A 17,287-nucleotide genomic window follows, 5' to 3' on the forward strand; every position below is an offset into this window, starting at 1 on the left:
CCATGAACAAGCTGAAGAGAGACCGCCAGTTCCGCCCCCTGCCCGTTCCGGGCGTCGAGTTGCAGGGTCTCTTCGGAGACCGGCAGGATGCCATCTGCGATTCAACGGCCGAGACGCTGCTCGACCGCTGTGTCGAGGCCGGAATGCTGCGCGCCATCGACGTGAACCAGCCAAGCCCCGGCATCGTCATTCCGATCGGCCCCTGGGGCGGCACGACGCAGATGTTCTGGGACAGCGATCTCGGCAAGTCGATCGAGACCGTCGCCTACTCCCTCTACCGTCGCTCGAACCCGAAGCTCGAAGCCCGCGTCGACCAGATCATTGACATGTACGAGAAGCTGCAGGACAAGGATGGCTATCTGAACGCCTGGTTCCAGCGCGTCCAGCCGGACCGCCGCTGGACAAACCTGCGCGACCATCACGAGCTCTATTGCGCCGGCCATCTGATAGAGGGCGCCGTCGCCTATTACCAGGCCACCGGAAAGCGGAAGCTGCTCGACATCATGAGCCGCTTTGCCGACTACATGATCAGGGTTTTCGGCCATGGCGAAGGCCAGATTCCCGGCTATTGCGGCCATGAGGAGATCGAGCTTGCACTGGTCAAGCTGGCGCGCGTGACGGGCGAGAAGAAGTATCTCGACCTGTCGAAGTTCTTCATCGACGAGCGCGGCAAGGAGCCGCATTTCTTCACCGAGGAGGCAATCCGCGACAGCCGCAGCGCCGCCGACTTCCACCAGAAGACCTATGAATATGGCCAGGCGCATCTTCCGGTCCGCGAGCAGAAGAAGGTCGTCGGCCACGCGGTGCGCGCCATGTACCTCTATGCCGGCATGGCCGATATCGCCACCGAATATAATGACGACACGCTGACGGCAGCGCTTGAGACTCTTTGGGACGATCTCACCACCAAGCAGATGTACATCACCGGCGGCATCGGGCCGGCGGCATCCAACGAGGGCTTCACCGACTATTACGACCTGCCGAACGAGAGCGCCTATGCCGAGACTTGCGCCTCCGTCGGCCTCGTCTTCTGGGCCAGCCGCATGCTGGGCCGCGGCCCGAACCGGCGCTATGCCGACATCATGGAACAGGCCCTCTATAACGGCGCCATGGCCGGTCTCTCGCTCGACGGCACGCGGTTCTTCTACGAAAACCCGCTGGAAAGCGCCGGCAAGCACCACCGGTGGATCTGGCACCATTGCCCCTGCTGCCCGCCGAACATCGCCCGCCTGCTAGCTTCCGTCGGCTCCTACATGTATGCGGTTGCCGAAGACGAGATCGCCGTCCACCTCTATGGGGAAAGCAAAGCGCGCTTCGAGCTCGCCGGTGCGAAGGTCGAACTTTCCCAGAAGACCCACTATCCCTGGAAGGGCGCGATCCGCTTCGACGTGTCGCCTGACAGGCCGTCGAGGTTTGCGCTTTCCCTTCGCATTCCGGAATGGGCCGACGGCGCCACACTCAAGGTCAACGGCGAGGCGTTCGATCTCGCTGCCGTCACGGTCGACGGCTATGCCCGCATCGAACGCGAATGGAAAGCCGGCGATCATGTCGACCTCGACGTTCCGCTCGTTGCCCGCACGCTCTTCGCCAATCCGCTGGTCCGGCAGGATGCCGGCCGCACGGCCGTCATGCGCGGGCCGCTCGTTTATTGCGTCGAGGAAACCGACAACGGCGCTGGCCTGAACGGCATCAGGATTGCATCCGATGTCACCGCCGCCAAGACCGATGAGATCGAAGGGATGGGCGGTGCGATCGCGCTTGACGTACCGGTTACGCGAGACGAGGCCGATTGGGGACCGGCGCTTTACCGGACCTCCCCGCCGAAGGCGAAGAAGACGACCGCCCGCTTCGTGCCCTATCCCTTCTGGGACAATCGCGCGCCCGGCGAGATGCTGGTATGGGTGAGAGCGGGCGAAGTGCGTGGTGAATAAGATGGCTGATACCGGCGTCGTACTGACCGGGATACGCAAGAGCTTCGGCAGTCTGGATGTGATCCATGGGATCGACCTTTCGATCGACGAAGGCTCCTTCGTCGTCTTCGTGGGACCTTCCGGCTGCGGAAAGTCGACGCTGCTGCGCATGATCGCAGGCCTGGAAGAGGTCACCGACGGGGAGATCGAGATAAAGGGACGAACCGTCACCGATCTCGATCCTTCCGAACGCGGCATCGCCATGGTGTTCCAGTCCTACGCGCTCTACCCGCATATGAGCGTGCGCGACAATCTCGCCTTTGGGCTGAAGATGGCGCATACCGACCGCAGTGAGATCGAGGTCCGCGTCAAGGCTGCCTCCGCGATCCTGAAGATCGACCATCTTCTCGACCGGCGGCCGGGCCAGCTTTCCGGCGGCCAACGCCAGCGCGTGGCGATCGGCAGGGCGATCGTCCGCAAGCCGGAGGTGTTCCTCTTCGACGAGCCGCTATCCAATCTCGATGCGGAACTGCGCGTTTCGATGCGCATCGAAATCGCCCGCCTCCATCGCGAACTCGGCAATACGATGATCTACGTCACGCACGACCAGACGGAGGCGATGACGCTGGCAGACAAGATCGTCGTGCTGCGCGACGGGCGCATCGAACAGGCCGGAACGCCACGCGAGATCTACGAGAACCCGTCGAACACTTTCGTCGCCGGTTTCATAGGATCGCCACGGATGAACCTGCTGAATGCCGAGTGGCGGGGTGCTGGCAAGATCGGCATCAGCGGACATTCGTTGCAAACGCCCGTCTCCGGCAAAAGTCTTGGCCCGGGTAGCAGCGTGACCTTCGGTGTCCGCCCGGAACATCTGCGCGTCGCATCCAGTGATGTGGATGGCATCTTGCGCGCCAGTGTCGAGTTTTCGGAATACCTCGGAGGAACACAATACCTCTACTGCCAGCTTGCCGACCGCCAGCCGGTGACGGTCGAACATCGCTCCCCCGCCCCCATCGCACCAGGCGCCGAAATCATCCTCGCGGCGGCAGCGTCTGATCTGCGTGTCTTCGATGAACGAGGAGCGAGGGCACTATAACAACAATATGACTGTGATACTCCGATTGGCCGGGCGAAAAAGCCTGCCCAAATAGCCCGCGGTCGATCAGACAGCGGCTTGTCTGGCAGCAGCGGAGAGATCAGAGCCACCTCGGCAAATCATCGCGGTTGCATTCGGAACGTCGTGAGAAACGCTCCTATTCCGGCAGCGCCGTCTGCCGGAAGAATGTTACGGTCGCCTCATCCGGCGGGCCGAACCATGTTGCGAAGAAGGTACGGAAACCCTCCGAAGCATAGGTCTGGCTGAGGGCGCGGTCGACGGACAGGCGGAAGTCCTCGTCTCCGCGCGCCAGTTCAAGACCAAGCGGTTCATAGGTGAAATGGCGCTCCAGGACGATGAGATTACCGGAATTGTCGCTACGGGCAGCGGCGTCCATCAAGAGCGGCATGTCGCCGAAAAGCACAGCCGATTGACCATCGAGGACACGCTCGATCCCCTGCTGATAGCTGTCCACCGGGGTCGTCGTTGCGGCAAGCTGGAAGGTCTTGATCTTGTCGGACAGCCAGCGCTCGCTTGTGGTGCCTGCGACCGACGAGAACGTCTTGTGCTCAAGGATGGTCCGGGCTGGCGCGCCGCGCCAGACGGGACGGCTCGACGGTTCGCCGTATTCCAAGACTTCGCGCAATGCCAGCGGCGCGCTGGTGCTGACGACAGCCCCGGTGCCGCTCGGGAAAATGGGGATCGAGAATGAGACTTCCTGCCTGCGGCTGAGCGTTACAGGCTCAGCTCCGCAGACGAGATCTACAACGCCATCCTGTATGGCACGCATCCGCGCATCACCAGCAAGAGGAACCCATTCGGCATTGAGCTGCGGCAGGTTCAGCTCTGCCTTCACGCTGTCGGCAATCTTGTTGCAGAGGGCGACCGCATAGCCATCAGGCGCTCCCTGCTCCGTTTTGAACGAAAACGGCCTCGCATCCGCGTCGTACCCCAGCCTGAGCGAACTGCTTTGGCGAATACGGTCCAGCGTCTGTGCGTTAGCGGACGTCCAAGCGGTCGATGCGATCGCCCCGACGAAGATGGAGGCAACTATTGCGGTCCAGCGACCTTTGTTCGTTGGCATGATTGGTCCTCCCTGCGCTACTCGGCCGGTGCGCGGTTCACGCCGCTGGCGAAGCGGGGTGCGATCAGGCCGTAGATGATGAAACCGATGCCTGTCACCAGCATGCCGCCAAGCACCGCGTCCTTGCCGGAGGCATAGATGGCAAACACGCTGTAGAGCATGCCGACCATGGCGATGAAGGCGTTCAACCGGTACTTCGCCTCCGGCACGCCCGCAGCCTTCATCATGACGAATAGCGCCGACAGCGCGATGATGTAGGGCAGCACGTTCGTCACAACGGCGAGGTTGACCAGAGCCGAGAACTGTTCACTGAGCGTCGGCGAAATAGTCATGAGAGCAAGGCATGTCTGGACGATGCCGAGGATAATCATGCCGCGGACCGGCGCACCCATCTCGTTCACGCGGGAGAATACGGCAGGAAACATCCTTTCCTGAGCCGCCGTACGTGCGGTCTGCGCGATCGTGAACTGCCAGCCGAGAAGCGAGCCGAGGCAGGCCAGCACGGCGAGCGCCATGATCACCGAACCGATTGTCGGGTTGAACATGGTGGCATAGGCAAGCGCAAACGGCCCGGTCGATGCAGCGAGATCGGCATTGGGGACAATCCCCTGGATGACGGTTGTCGACAGGATGTAGATAACGGCCGCCCCTAGCGTGCCGAACATGCAGGCAAGCGGCACGTCACGCTTCGGATTCTCCACAGCGTCCGAATTTTGTGCCGCCGACTCCATGCCGAGAAAGGCCCACAGCGTCAGGGAAATGCTCGACCCCATCCCCTGGGCGAGCGTCAACCCCTTCGGATTCCAAGCGGCCGCGAAGGTGCTGGAGCTGAACCAGAACCAGCCTATGATGGAAAGCAGCCCCACAGGAATGATGACGCCCCATACCGTGACCGAGCCGATGCGTCCGGTTATGCGCGGACCACCGAAATTGGCAGCTGTCGTCAGCCACAGGAGGACGATCAGGGCCAGGCACGTCATCACGGGGGTCGAGGTCAATGCCGGAAAGAACCCGGCGAGGTAACCCACCGCAGAAATGCCGATCGCAACATTGCCGACGGCAAGCGAGAGAAAATACAGGAAGAACACCAAGAAGTAGCCGTCCTTTCCGTAGGCATCCTCCGCATAGGCGGACATGCCGCCCGGCCGCTGATTGAACAGTCCGGCCTGCGCAAATCCGTAGGCGATCGCCATCGAGCCGACGGCGGTAACCAGCCAGGAGAGCAGCGAGATAGCCCCGACCTGCGCCATGTTGGCCGGCAGCATGATGATGCCAGATCCCATCATGTTGACGGCGACGATGAAGGTGAGCTGCACCAGGTTCATCTTCTTCTTGGCCGTGGCCTCGGTCGCGAGGTGCATCGTGTTATCGGTCATGGTGAAATCCTCCCGTCCCTACTCGCGCACGACATACGTATAGAACTTGATGCGCCCATCGACCCGTTCCTGGAACACGCCCTGTACTTCGTAATTGAAGCCGGGGAAGCGGTTGAAGGACTCCTCGAAAGCGAGGAAATAGTCCCGCATCGGACGCGCCCTGTCGTCCCAGCGCTCTCCCGGCACGATCACGCCGATGCCCGGCGGATAGATCAGCGCTAGCGTCGCCGAGATGCGGCCGGCGGCCTCTGTCAGTGGCACATAGTCGACATTGTTGGCCACGAGCGCCTCATAGGCCTGCTTGGGAGCGAGCGCCGGCTCCGGAAAACTCTCGGAGCGGAAGCAGAGGCGCTGCAATTCCTTGACGCCGGCATTGCGGTAGAAGGAATGCATCTCCTTGCAGACCTGCCGAACCGTGTAGCCCGCATAGCGCTCGCGATTGGCCGCAAACACGGTCGGCAGCACCTCTTGTAGCGGCGCGTCGCGATCCCAGAGGTTCTTGAACTTCACCAGTTTGGCAACGAGCGTATTCAGCTTGCTCTCGTCTTCCGCCGGCGTGAGCAGGAAGAGCAGGCTGTTCAGGTCGCACTTTTCCGGCACGACCCGCTGCTCGCGCAGATAATTGGCGACCACCGTCGCCGGAATGCCGAACTCGCGATATTCACCCGTCTTCCGGTCGATGCCGGGCGTGAGCAGCGTCAGCTTGTTGGGATCGACCATGGTGTAGCCAGGCGCATAGCCGGCATAACCATGCCACTTTGCCTCCGGATCGAACCGCCAGCACTGCTGCTCGCGCTTCAGCACGTCGGTCGGAACATCCTCCCACCGCGTCTCGGCGATGTCATCAGTATGCTTTGAACCCGAAACCGTGATCTTATCGGGCACGAAGGGATCGAAGAACCACTGCTCCTCGGGATTTGCGGCCTTGGTCTCATAGTGCTGCACGAAGCCGCGCAGCTTCTTGCGCACCTCGATCCCCAATCCGATGCAGCGATCCCAGAGCATTTCGCCCGCCTTGCCCTCGTGCACCTTGGCGTTGACGTCAAGAGAGGCGAAGAGCGGGTAGAATGGCGATGTCGAGACGTGCATCAGCAGGGATTCATTGAAGCGCTTGTGCTCGATGAACCTGCGCTGATCGCGAATATGTTCGTCCCGCTTGTGGATCTGCGATGCCTGCGAAAAACCCGCTCCCTGCTTGTGCACCGATTGCGTCGAGAAGAGCCCCGGCATGTCGGGCTGCAAGTCCTTAAGGCGCATCGGGCTGTGGCCCTCGAAGAGCGGATGAAACGCGTTGTATCCGATCCAGGCCTCGTCCCAGAGCACGTAGTCGCAAAGATGCCCAATCTTCTCCATGACCTGGCGGACGTTGTAGATAGTGCCGTCATAAGTGGCGAGCTGGATACAGGCGAGCCGGAAGGGTCTGTCGGCGGTGGCACGGCTCTTGTCGGCAACGAGCGGATGCGCCTCAATCTGCTGCCGCAGCCAGGTCTCGTCCCACGCCTCCCAATCGACGGCTCCGATCATGCCGAACGAATTGCGGGCTGTGGGCAGATAAATCGGGATGGCGCCAGCCTGCACAAGAGCGCCCTGATGAAGAGACTTGTGATTGTTGCGATCGAAGAGCACGAGGTCGCCAGCCCTCAGCACCGCATTGGCGACGACCTTGTTGGAGGTACTCGTTCCATTCAGGATGAAGTAAGTGCGGTCCGCACCGAAGATGCGCGCCGCCTGCTTCTGAGCTTCCGCCGCGGGCCCTTCGTGGATCAGCAGGTCGCCAAGATCGACGTCGGCGTTACAGAGATCATTGCGGAAGATGCTCTCGCCGAAATACTTGAAGAAGAGCTGCCCGGCCGGTGATTTTCGATAGAACTGCCCGCCCTGATGACCAGGGCAATCGAAGGCGATGTTGGCTTCACCATCATAGGCCATCATGCCGCCAAAGAACGGCGGCAGCAACGACTTGCCGTAGTTGACCAGGCTGGAGATGATCTGCTTGGCATAAAATGTGGGCGTCTGCTGGCCGAGATAGACGAAGCCGTCCACCTCGCCGGCCATCTCGACGACATCCATGTCCGCGATCGTCAGCATATCCGCCATCGCCCAGATCGGGGTGCGGAAACCGCCGTCCCGGACGGAGCGAAGGAAGGCGCGCGCATCCGCCAAGCGCCCACCCTCGACCGAGCCGATATAAGCGCCGACGGACGCATCCTCGGAGACGTCGGCGGAATAGTCGTCGCGCAACTCCACCTCGACGTTTTCCGCAGCAATCTGCGCGAGCAGCTCCTGCACCTGCGGATTGCCGCGATCCACAACGGCTACGACCTTCAGCATCCTGTGAAACGGTATGGCCACGGTCGGAGACTTCACATCGCGCGGGATCATTGTTGCTGTCCTTCTGCAATGCAGTCGACGAGGTACCGACGTCCGTCTTTACCGGGGGCAAATCGCAGGCCGTGAATGTCGGTTTCGAAGCCCGGAAACTTGCGGTCGAAATCGCGGGCGTAAAGCAGGTAATCCTGAATCGACTTCGTCGACTGCGTGATGCGCTCGCCCGGCATGATCAACGGAATGCCGGGCGGATAGGGAACGATCATGACCGCAAGCACGCGATCCATGAGATTGTCGATTTCAACGCTCTCGATCTGTCCCTTGACGAGCCGGTCATATGCATCGGCCGGCCGCAACGCCATCTCGGGCAGGACCGTGTACATCTCGCGCTGCGCCTTCGGCACGTCGTCCTTGCGGTAGATCGCATGGATCTGCTCGCAGAGATCCTTCAGTCCCAGGCCGCCATAGGCTTCCGGATGCGCGGCGGCAAGTGCCGGCAGCGCACGCGTCAGCGGCGCGTTGGCATCGTAAAGATCCTTGAAATTGAAGAGTTCGGTGACAAGCGTGCTCCATTTGCCGCGGGTAATCCCCATCGAGAAGAGAACAAGGAAGGAGTAGAGGCCGGTCTTTTCGATTTCGATGCGGCGCGAGGAAAGAAACTTCGTGACGACGGCGGCCGGGATCCCATGCTCCTGCATGGTACCGCTGGCCGACAGGCCAGGCGAAAGGATGGTGACCTTGATCGGATCGACCATCACGTGATTTTCCGCAAGTCCGGCAAATCCGTGCCAGCCGTCGCCGGGTTTCAGCACCCAGTCTTCGTGCCGGTCACTCGGCGTCTTTTCGGCAACCGTCGGCTCCCAGACATCGAACCACCAGCTCCCTTCCGTCTGTTTTCTGACCGCGTTCATTGCGCGCCGGAAGCTGATCGCCTCGTCGATCGTCTCCTGCACGAGCGCACGCCCGGCCGGCTGCTCCATCATCGCGGCCGCGACATCGCAGGACGCAATGATGCCGTATTGCGGCGAGGTCGAGGTGTGCATCATGAAGGCTTCGTTGAAGCGCGTAATATCGAGACGCTTGTTCTCGGCATGCTGGATGTGGATCATTGAAGCCTGCGAGAACGCGGCGAGCAGCTTGTGCGTCGAGTGCGTGGCAAAGGTAATGGCGTTCTGCGACCGCGCAGGCTGGGCGGAAGAGATCCCGTGGAAGCCGTCGTAGAATTCGTGGAAATTGGCGTAGGCGTACCAGGCCTCGTCGAAGTGCAGCACCTCGACCGAATCGCCCAGTGATGCTTTGATGGCATCGACATTGTAGCAGAGCCCGTCATAGGTCGAGTTAGTTATGACCATCAGCCGGACCTTGCCGCTCGTCTGCCCAGCAAACGGACTTGCGGCGATCTTCTGGGCGATTGCTTCGGGCGTGAACTGATCCTTCGAGATCGGGCCGATGATGCCGAGCCCGTTGCGTGACGGCGTCAGATAGATGGGAGTCGCGCCCGTCATGATCAGCGAATGCAGGATCGACTTGTGGCAGTTGCGGTCGCAGAGCACCAGATCACCGCGCCCGACCATGCCGTGCCAGACGATCTTGTTTGCAGTCGACGTGCCGCCGACCACGAACAGGGTCTCGTCTGTGCCGAAGATGCGGGCGGCGTTGCGTTCGCCCTCGGCGATCGGCCCGACATGATCGAGCAGCGAACCGACGCTGCCGACGGATACGGAGATATCGGATCTGAGCGTGTTTTCGCCGAAGAAGGTGTAAAACAGCTGCCCGACCGGGCTCTTTCGGAAGGCGACACCGCCGCCGTGGCCGGGTGTATGCCAGGAATATGCGCCCTCGAGCGTATAGTCCATCAACGCCTTGAACATCGGCGGCGGCAGCCGGTCGAGGTAGTTGCGCGCGGCCTGCACGATGGCGCGTGCCATGAACTCTGCCGAATCTTCAAACAGCCGCAGGAAGGCATTGGCGTGACGCAGCACGCTGGCCGGAACATCCTCGGCGGTCGTGTCGTCGCCGAAGAGGAAGATCGGCAGCCGGTCGTTTTTCCCGCGCTTTGCGCTTAGAACCTCTTCCAGCACCTGCCAGCGCGAGACCTTGTCCTCCGTACCGTCGACGGAAACCAGCCAGCAGGATTCGGTGTTGAAGATATGCACGAGACGGCGCGCATCCTCATAGGAAACGGCGGAAACGATGCGGAATCCCTCGTTCTCGATCGCCGCCGCCAGATCGCGCATCCCGCGCCCAGCAGCACTCTTGCCGTCAAAATCCTCATCAATGACGGCTATCGGAAATGCCTTTTGGAACTCCATGCGCCCTCCACAACCCGATGGTCAAAAGCCAGCGACCGCCACGCAACCACATGCGTCTCAGGTGGGGGGATGGTACACGCCGGGTAAAGCGGCGTCGTTGATCGCAATCAAGATAGGAACAAAAGCCTTTCGAAATCGGCGGAGACGATCCCTCGTCTCTACTCGGCCCATTCCGCATCGGCGGTGAAGGCAATCGTGAGCCAGCGATTGGCGCTCTCATCCCCGATCGCGTCGCCGATCTGGTCGCGAAGCGCATCCCATTCCTCCACTGTTTTCGGAGGAAGTCCTTGAGGCACGATGAAGTAAAGTTCGATCTGCGTTGCCCGGCCAACGCGTGCGACATAGGCTCGGTAAGAGAGGAAGCCGAGACGGCGAACCGTCTCGGAAGCAACATGATCGACATGGTCCTTGAGATCGACCGGCGCAATCAGTAGGATTTCGGTCAGCGCCTTCCAGACCGTGCCAATCGGAAGCGGAATCATCACGAGGCAGACCAGGCCCAAGACCACCGGGTCCACATAATTGGCGACCCAGGCAACCGGCGTCGGCTGCACGGCAAGGCCGATCGAAAAAGCAATCAGCAGGGCAAGGGCGATACCGCCCGACATGATCCAGGCTTTGACGTCGAGGGAGATGAAGTCGGATTTCAGAGTGCGGTTCAGTTTCATGCCTATGGCGGCCATGACCACGCAGACGACCACCGTCGCGGCGGAATAGGCGATCGCGACGCCGAAATGGAGTTCGTGCCCGCCGCTGAGAATGCTGATGATCGCGTTGATCAGCGCATAGAGCGCAACCGTCATCAGCAGGCAGCCGTTGAGCATGAGGACGATCGGTTCCAGATGCCAGAAGCCCATGGTGAAGCGGTTGCGAATTCTGCCTGACTGAGCATCGCTCTGCGCCGATTTCACGATCAGGCTCGAAACCCATAGAGCAAGCCCGGTCATCGCTGCATCTGCCAGCGAATAGATCCCATCGAACGCAATGGAAAATGAGCCCGAAAGAATACCGAAGACGACGCCGAGCGCGGCAACCACGACGGTAGCCGCAATCGAGATGCGTAAAAACCCCTGCTCGTTCCACATCGGCATCCCCACGCGGCCCACCACTGAGTAGCGGCCATTTTAGCGCCTCCACGCCAATCGTGAAGATGTCTGAGGCCCGCGCCGACTACGCATTGAACCGGATTGCAGCGCCCGATCTTTGGAGGGAAGATCGAGCTTGAGATGGCGGCCCACGGCGCCGTTGGCACCAGGGAGACGGCCTCCTGGGAGGGGAATTCATGACGACGTCGCCGAATGGCAAAAGCCTCGGACTTGCCGCCTGCACCGCCATCGTCGTCGGCAATATGGTGGGATCGGGCTTCTATCTTTCGCCGGCCGCAATCGCGCCATATGGCAACCTCGCGATCATCGTCTGGATCATCATGGGAGCCGGCGCAATCTGCCTCGGTCTCACATTCGCGCGGCTCGCCAGTCTCGTGCCGGCTGTCGGCGGACCCTACGCCTATACGCGGCTGGCCTATGGCGATTTTGCCGGCTTCCTGATCGCCTGGGGCTACTGGATTTCCATCTGGACATCGCTTCCCGTGATCGCCATCGCTTTTGCCGGCGTGATGATCGATCTCTTCCCAGCGCTAGGCAACCGCTTTGCGGCGACATTGCTGACGCTTGGGGCGATATGGGCGATCGTGCTCGTCAATCTTCGCGGCGTTCACGCAGCCGGCGTCTTCGCGCAGGTCACCACTTACGCCAAGCTGCTTCCCTTCGGCGCGGTCGCCATTATCGGCCTTCTCTTCATCGACACGTCTCATTTCTCCGAATTCAACCCAAGCGGCCAGCCGCTGCTACAGTCGGTCGCCGCACTGGCGCCGCTTACCATGTTTGCCTATCTGGGACTGGAATCGGCGACCGTTCCCGCCGGCGATGTCCGCAACGCGGAGCGAACCATCCCCCGGTCGACTGTGCTCGGTATCTCCATCGCCGCGGCTCTTTATGTGCTCGGCACGATCGTCGTGATGGGCCTTGTGCCTCGCGAGCAGCTCGTGCGTTCCGTGGCGCCGTTCTCCGAGGCAGCGGGGATCATGTGGGGGCGCAGCGGCGAGCTGGCGATCTCGATCGCAGTCGTGCTCTCATCCATTGGCGCGCTAAACGGCTGGACGCTGCTGATGGGGCAGGTTCCAATGGCGGCAGCTCGGGACGGGCTGTTCCCTCCTCTCTTTGCCCGGCTCTCCTCACGCGGCGTGCCGGCGATCGGTATGGTGGTCTCGGCGTCGTTTGCGACCGTGCTGGTTCTGGTCCAGGCTATCGGGTCGGAGGGCTTCGCCGCAGTCTATCGGCTGATGGTCGGGCTGAGCACGATGACGGCCGTTGTTCCCTATGCCTTCTGCTCGCTTGCCGGAAGCCTCGTTGCGGCGCGTGTGACCAATGGAAGACGGGTACCGCGCGTGACCGCGATCGAGCTTATCGGTTTCATTTTCGCTATGTTCACCCTCTATGGGTCCGGCGCCGAGCCAGTGCTCTATGGTCTCGTGCTGCTCATGCTCGGCATCCCTGTCTACGTCTGGCAACGACGAAACGCCGTAGCAGCACCCGTTGACAGCAAAGAGACGGCTGCGGGTGCATCGACGCACCCGGCCGTCTCAGGATAACCTCATCGCGGAACCTGGCACGCTCATGCGTGCCACGTCAGGCCAGGGAACCCGCTGCTGATGATCGTCCCGCGCTCACCGCGCACCATTCTGGCAATGTCAGCCAAGGTTCCGATTGCCGCGCTCTTGCCGGTTTCCTGAGCAAAATGGCACGCGGCATCGACCTTCGGTCCCATGGAGCCGGCAGGGAAGGAGAACTGCTTGAGATCATCGGGACGCGCCCTATGGATCGCCTTCTGAGATGGCTTGCCCCAGTCGGTGCAGACGGCCTGGGCGTCGGTCGCCATGATGAGAAGGTCGGCATCGAGCTCGCGTGCCAAAAGCTCCGAACACAGATCCTTGTCGATCACGGCTTCGACGCCGATGAGCTTCCGATCACTACCCTTTTCATACATCGTCGGAATGCCGCCGCCGCCGGCGCAAATGACGATGGTTCGCTGTTCCAGCAGCCACCGTACCGGGCGGACCTCGAAGATGCGCTTCGGCAATGGCGACGCAACGACGCGCCGCCACTTCTCGCCGTCCTGCTTGAACACCCAGCCCTTTTCCGTGCCGATACGATCGGCGTCGGCCTTGTCATAGACGGGGCCGACGAACTTGGTCGGATTCTGGAAACCCGGATCGTCGGCATCGACCTCAACCATGGTCAGAAGCGTCGCCAGCGGTTGCTCGAACGGCAGCAGATTGCCGAGTTCCTGCTCGAGCATGTAGCCGATCATACCCTCGGTTTCCGCGCCGAGAACATCGAGCGGATAGGCTTCGTCCGGCTTGTAGGCTGCGCCCTGCAGCGCGAGCAGACCCACCTGCGGCCCATTGCCATGGGTTATGATGAGCTGATGCTCGGCTGCCAGCGGTGCGATCGCTTCCGCAGCGATGCGCGCGTTCCGCCTCTGGACATCCGCGGTCATGGCTTCTCCGCGCCGGAGAAGGGCATTGCCGCCAAGCGCGATAACCACACGCATCCTAATCTCCCAGGGTAGCGACAAGCAGCGCCTTGATCGTGTGCAGCCGGTTTTCCGCCTGCTCGAAGGCGACATTGGCTTCGGACTCGAAGACCTCGCCGGTCACCTCAAGGCCGTTGCTCATGCCGTAGTCTTCCGCGATCTGCTTGCCCAATGTCGTCTCAGTATCGTGAAACGCCGGCAGGCAATGCATGAACTTCGTCTGCGGATTGCCCGTTGCCTTCATCAGGTCTTCGTTGACCTGATAGGGCGTGAGCAGCTTGATGCGCTCGCGCCAGACGTCCTTCGGCTCGCCCATCGACACCCAGACGTCCGTGTGAATGAAATCGACGCCCTGCACGGCCTCCTTGGGATCTTCGGTGACCAGCAGACGCGCACCGGACCTCTGCTGCAGATCCTTGGCGATCTTCATGTACTCCTCGGAAGGCCAGAGCGACTTGGGCCCGCAGATGCGCACGTCCATCCCCATCAGGCAGCCGACGATCAGAAGCGAGTGCCCCATGTTCGAGCGCGTGTCGCCAACATAGGCATATTTGATGTCGGCGATCGGCTTGTCGCTGTGCTCGCGCATGGTCATCACGTCGGCGAGCATCTGCGTCGGATGGTATTCGTCGGTCAGGCCGTTATAGACCGGCACGCCCGCATAGCGGGCGAGCGTCTCCACACCCGTCTGCGCCGACCCGCGATATTCGATCGCATCATACATGCGGCCGAGCACGCGCGCCGTGTCCTTGAAGGATTCCTTGTGCCCGATCTGCGAGCCCGAGGGATCGAGATAGGTCACATTGGCGCCCTGATCCGAGCAGGCGACTTCGAAGGCGCATCTTGTCCGCGTCGAGGTCTTCTCGAAGATCAGGCAGATCTCCTTGCCTTTCAGATGCTGTTGTTCGGTGCGGGCATATTTGGCCCGCTTCAGGTCGCGAGCGAGATCGAGGAGATACCGGAACTCGCGCGGGGTATAATCCTGCACGGTCAGAAGCGAGCGATTGCGCAGATTGAAACTCATTTTCTTGCTCCGTCGGGTCTGTTTTGATGGATGCGAGGCATCAGTATGCGGGGTCGCGCCAGATGGGGCACGTCATGCAGTGCCCACCGCCGCGGCCGCGGCCGAGTTCTGAGCCGCGAATGGTGATGACTTCGATGCCCGCCTTGCGCAGAAGCGTATTCGTGTGCGTGTTGCGGTCGTAGGCGACGACGACGCCCGGCTCGAGCGCGACGACGTTGTTGCCGTCGTCCCATTGCTCGCGTTCGGCCTGGTAGGAGTTGCCCCCGGTCTCCACAATGCGCAGTTGAGGCAAGCCAAGCGCTTCGCTGACCACGTCGAGCATTGGTCGATTTTCGGGATGAACCTCGAACGTGCCGTCGTCGCCCTTCGGATGCATGCTGTAGCAACGGATCTGGTCGACCACCTCGGCAAACAGCGTGACGACGTCGCGGTCGCAAAAACTGAAAACGGTGTCGAGATGCATCGCCGCGCGACTCTTCGGCATCAGGCAGCCGATGACCCTCTTTGCCGCCTTGCTCTTGAACAGGGCCTGCGCCACCTGCCCGACGGCCTGATAGGTCGTGCGCTCGCCCATGCCAATCAGCACGGTGCCGTTGCCGATCGGCATGACGTCGCCACCCTCCATCGACGCATTCGCAAACTGCTGGTCTGAATCGCCCCACCAGATCTGGAAATCGCCGCCATGGAAAGATGGGTGGAACTTATAGATCGCACGCTGGATCAGGGTTTCCGCGCGCCTAGCGGGCCAGAACATCGGATTGCAGGTCACACCACCATAAATCCAGCAGGAGGGATCGCGCTGGAACAATGTGTTGGGGATCGGCGGTATGACGAATTCCGACTCCGCCAAGGCACTCAGCATCAACGACTTCGCCTTGACGTCAGGCAGATCGGAGATAGCGATGCCGCCGATCATGAATGCCGCGAGTTGCGTGGCCGGCATTTCGTCAAGCCACGGGCGCACCGCCTCCGCAATCTGCGAGCCGAGCACGTTTGGGGTGATCCGGCGATCCAGCACGAAATCGCGCGCCTGCTTGTCGGCGAGCGTCTGGCCGAGCAGATCGTGGAGTTCGAGAACCTCCACGCCCCTTTCCTGCATCTTCAGGACAAAATCATAATGATCCTTCTGCGCCTCATGAACCCAGAGGACATCATCGAAGAGCAGATCATGACAATTGGCAGGCGTCAGACGTTGATGGGCCAAGGACGGTTTACAGACCATGACGGTCCTGAGTTTTCCGACCTCCGAGTGAACACCGAAACCGCGCATGACCCTCTCCACTGCAAGCAGCCTACCGGATGACGGCCACATCCGGCCGCCCGTGAACCCGGCCAGACTATGTTGGGGCGGCTGGTGATGTCATTGATCGGAAGCAATGTGCGGTGCAGCATCCGGTGCTCCGCCGGCAAAACCGTCCGACGCGGCCGCGACTATTCGCGTCAATGAACTTTGACCACATGGAATTGTTGAACAAGCCAGGCGCGCCAATGGGTCGGGTGAACCTCCAGAATTTCGCCGGTCATGGCATTCACCCAAGCGCCGGGCCTGCGCTGACACGGAAAAACCAAAGCGTGAACCCCTTCCTCGTCGATCACGGCGAGCTCTAAATCCTGCTCCAATGGAGCTTCGATGATTGACTTCCACATCACCGGAAACCTCGCGACGATGCACGAGCGACAGTCTGGGCTGAAAACGGCTCAGCCCCATAACTCGGTCACCTGGATGGCACAGTCCTCGGTCGGCCAGCGCACGAGCCAGGTTTCGCTGTAGCGAAACGAACGCCTGCAACGCACTTGTCAGGGGATGTTGCAACGATCGCTCGCTATGGGTCGGAGAAGATTTCTCCTCCGAGACCAGCTATCGCTCAGTCTATGTAGAAAACCATGTTGCCATTACGGGCTCGCGTCACCCACTCGATTTTGTTCGGTGTGAGTTTCCTGGCCTTCAATTGGGCAACGAGCCATTTGTTTGCCCGAGCTGCAGCTCGGATTGCCTCCACTTGCTGTGCAGTGCCAGGCGACGGATGATGGCCGGTTTCATGTGCGTTGCTGTAGCTGATGACCGTGAACCGCTTGTCGTGATACGTCCTGACCGCTTCTGGCAGGTTTTCGGCCCAATTCATCCTTCGGTATTCCTGGCGAGTCGTTTGTTGAGCGCTCACTGGCATCACCGTCAGCATCACCATCGCGGCAGCGGCCGCTATTCGAACGGCCGGGGCAAACGTCCTCATCTCACCTACTCCCTCGAAAGATCATGTACCGTTGCTTCTAAATTAGCCGAACAGCAAAGCGGCGGCATTGAGCCGGATCAATGAAAATAGAGATAGGTGCAACTCCCAATGACCACCTCCTGCCGACCACCGCGCGATGTTGGGTGACGAGCCATCTCCAATAGAGGTTACGCGATGTTACACCGATCATCGGTCCAAAGATGGCCGGCAGAGCTATCATCGCGTGGCGGACAGGCTCGCATATCGCAGGCAGGCCATGGAGAAGGTTTCAATCTTTCTCGTTGTCGCCTGCGTTGCCGGAGAGCTCAACTGATGGCGAACGACCTTAC

The 17,287-nt window shown here is 61.0% G+C and carries 13 protein-coding genes; 3 read left to right on the plus strand and 10 right to left on the minus strand.

The window, feature by feature from the left end:
- Positions 1-2: 2 nt before the first annotated feature.
- Both ACPYOJ_RS25675 and ACPYOJ_RS25680 read left to right on the plus strand, forming a co-directional pair.
- Positions 3-1,931: a glycoside hydrolase family 127 protein gene (locus ACPYOJ_RS25675; protein ID WP_481418770.1), complete on the plus strand. Its 1,929-nt coding sequence runs from the start codon at positions 3-5 to the stop codon at positions 1,929-1,931.
- Between the two features lies 1 nt (position 1,932).
- Positions 1,933-3,009: an ABC transporter ATP-binding protein gene (locus ACPYOJ_RS25680; protein WP_481418771.1), complete on the plus strand. Its 1,077-nt coding sequence runs from the start codon at positions 1,933-1,935 to the stop codon at positions 3,007-3,009.
- A gap of 157 nt (positions 3,010-3,166) precedes the next feature.
- On the opposite strand, the gene ACPYOJ_RS25685 is transcribed toward ACPYOJ_RS25680, so the two are convergent.
- From ACPYOJ_RS25685 to ACPYOJ_RS25705, 5 genes are all read right to left on the minus strand, one after another.
- A complete protein-coding gene (locus tag ACPYOJ_RS25685) occupies positions 3,167-4,093 on the minus strand; it encodes an amino acid ABC transporter substrate-binding protein (RefSeq protein WP_481418772.1) in 927 nt (308 codons plus the stop codon).
- Positions 4,094-4,110: 17 nt separating this feature from the next.
- Entirely contained in the window at positions 4,111-5,469 is a 1,359-nt protein-coding gene (gene potE, locus ACPYOJ_RS25690; protein WP_481418773.1) for a putrescine-ornithine antiporter, read from the minus strand.
- 18 nt (positions 5,470-5,487) lie between these two features.
- The gene (gene speC / locus ACPYOJ_RS25695) at positions 5,488-7,851 is read right to left on the minus strand and encodes an ornithine decarboxylase (protein WP_481418774.1); all 2,364 of its coding nucleotides are present in this window, start codon (positions 7,849-7,851) and stop codon (positions 5,488-5,490) included.
- A complete protein-coding gene (locus ACPYOJ_RS25700; RefSeq protein WP_481418775.1) occupies positions 7,848-10,109 on the minus strand; it encodes an Orn/Lys/Arg family decarboxylase in 2,262 nt (753 codons plus the stop codon). Before ACPYOJ_RS25700 ends, speC begins: the two co-directional genes overlap by 4 nt.
- A 158-nt stretch (positions 10,110-10,267) precedes the next feature.
- Positions 10,268-11,194, minus strand: a complete 927-nt coding sequence (locus ACPYOJ_RS25705; RefSeq protein WP_481418776.1) for a cation diffusion facilitator family transporter — start codon at positions 11,192-11,194, stop codon at positions 10,268-10,270.
- A gap of 197 nt (positions 11,195-11,391) precedes the next feature.
- On the opposite strand from ACPYOJ_RS25705, the gene ACPYOJ_RS25710 reads away from it, so the two are divergent.
- Entirely contained in the window at positions 11,392-12,759 is a 1,368-nt protein-coding gene (locus tag ACPYOJ_RS25710; RefSeq protein ID WP_481418777.1) for an amino acid permease, read from the plus strand.
- A 23-nt stretch (positions 12,760-12,782) separates the two neighbouring features.
- Here ACPYOJ_RS25710 and arcC read toward each other — a convergent pair whose 3' ends face one another.
- The 5 genes from arcC to ACPYOJ_RS25735 all read right to left on the minus strand — a co-directional run bounded on the left by arcC (position 12,783) and on the right by ACPYOJ_RS25735 (position 16,913).
- Positions 12,783-13,721, minus strand: coding sequence for a carbamate kinase (gene arcC / locus ACPYOJ_RS25715; RefSeq protein ID WP_481418778.1), 939 nt, complete (start codon positions 13,719-13,721; stop codon positions 12,783-12,785).
- A 1-nt stretch (position 13,722) separates the two neighbouring features.
- Positions 13,723-14,727 (minus strand): ornithine carbamoyltransferase, encoded by a 1,005-nt coding sequence (locus ACPYOJ_RS25720; RefSeq protein WP_481418779.1) that lies wholly within the window; start codon positions 14,725-14,727, stop codon positions 13,723-13,725.
- 40 nt (positions 14,728-14,767) lie between these two features.
- Entirely contained in the window at positions 14,768-15,997 is a 1,230-nt protein-coding gene (arcA, locus tag ACPYOJ_RS25725) for an arginine deiminase (protein WP_481418780.1), read from the minus strand.
- A gap of 170 nt (positions 15,998-16,167) precedes the next feature.
- Positions 16,168-16,374 (minus strand): hypothetical protein, encoded by a 207-nt coding sequence (locus tag ACPYOJ_RS25730; protein WP_481418781.1) that lies wholly within the window; start codon positions 16,372-16,374, stop codon positions 16,168-16,170.
- A 218-nt stretch (positions 16,375-16,592) separates the two neighbouring features.
- Complete coding sequence (locus tag ACPYOJ_RS25735; RefSeq protein WP_481418782.1) at positions 16,593-16,913, minus strand: hypothetical protein; 321 nt, start codon at positions 16,911-16,913, stop codon at positions 16,593-16,595.
- Positions 16,914-17,287 lie beyond the last annotated feature (374 nt).

This window comes from Rhizobium sp. SVR5-9E, assembly GCF_056755095.1.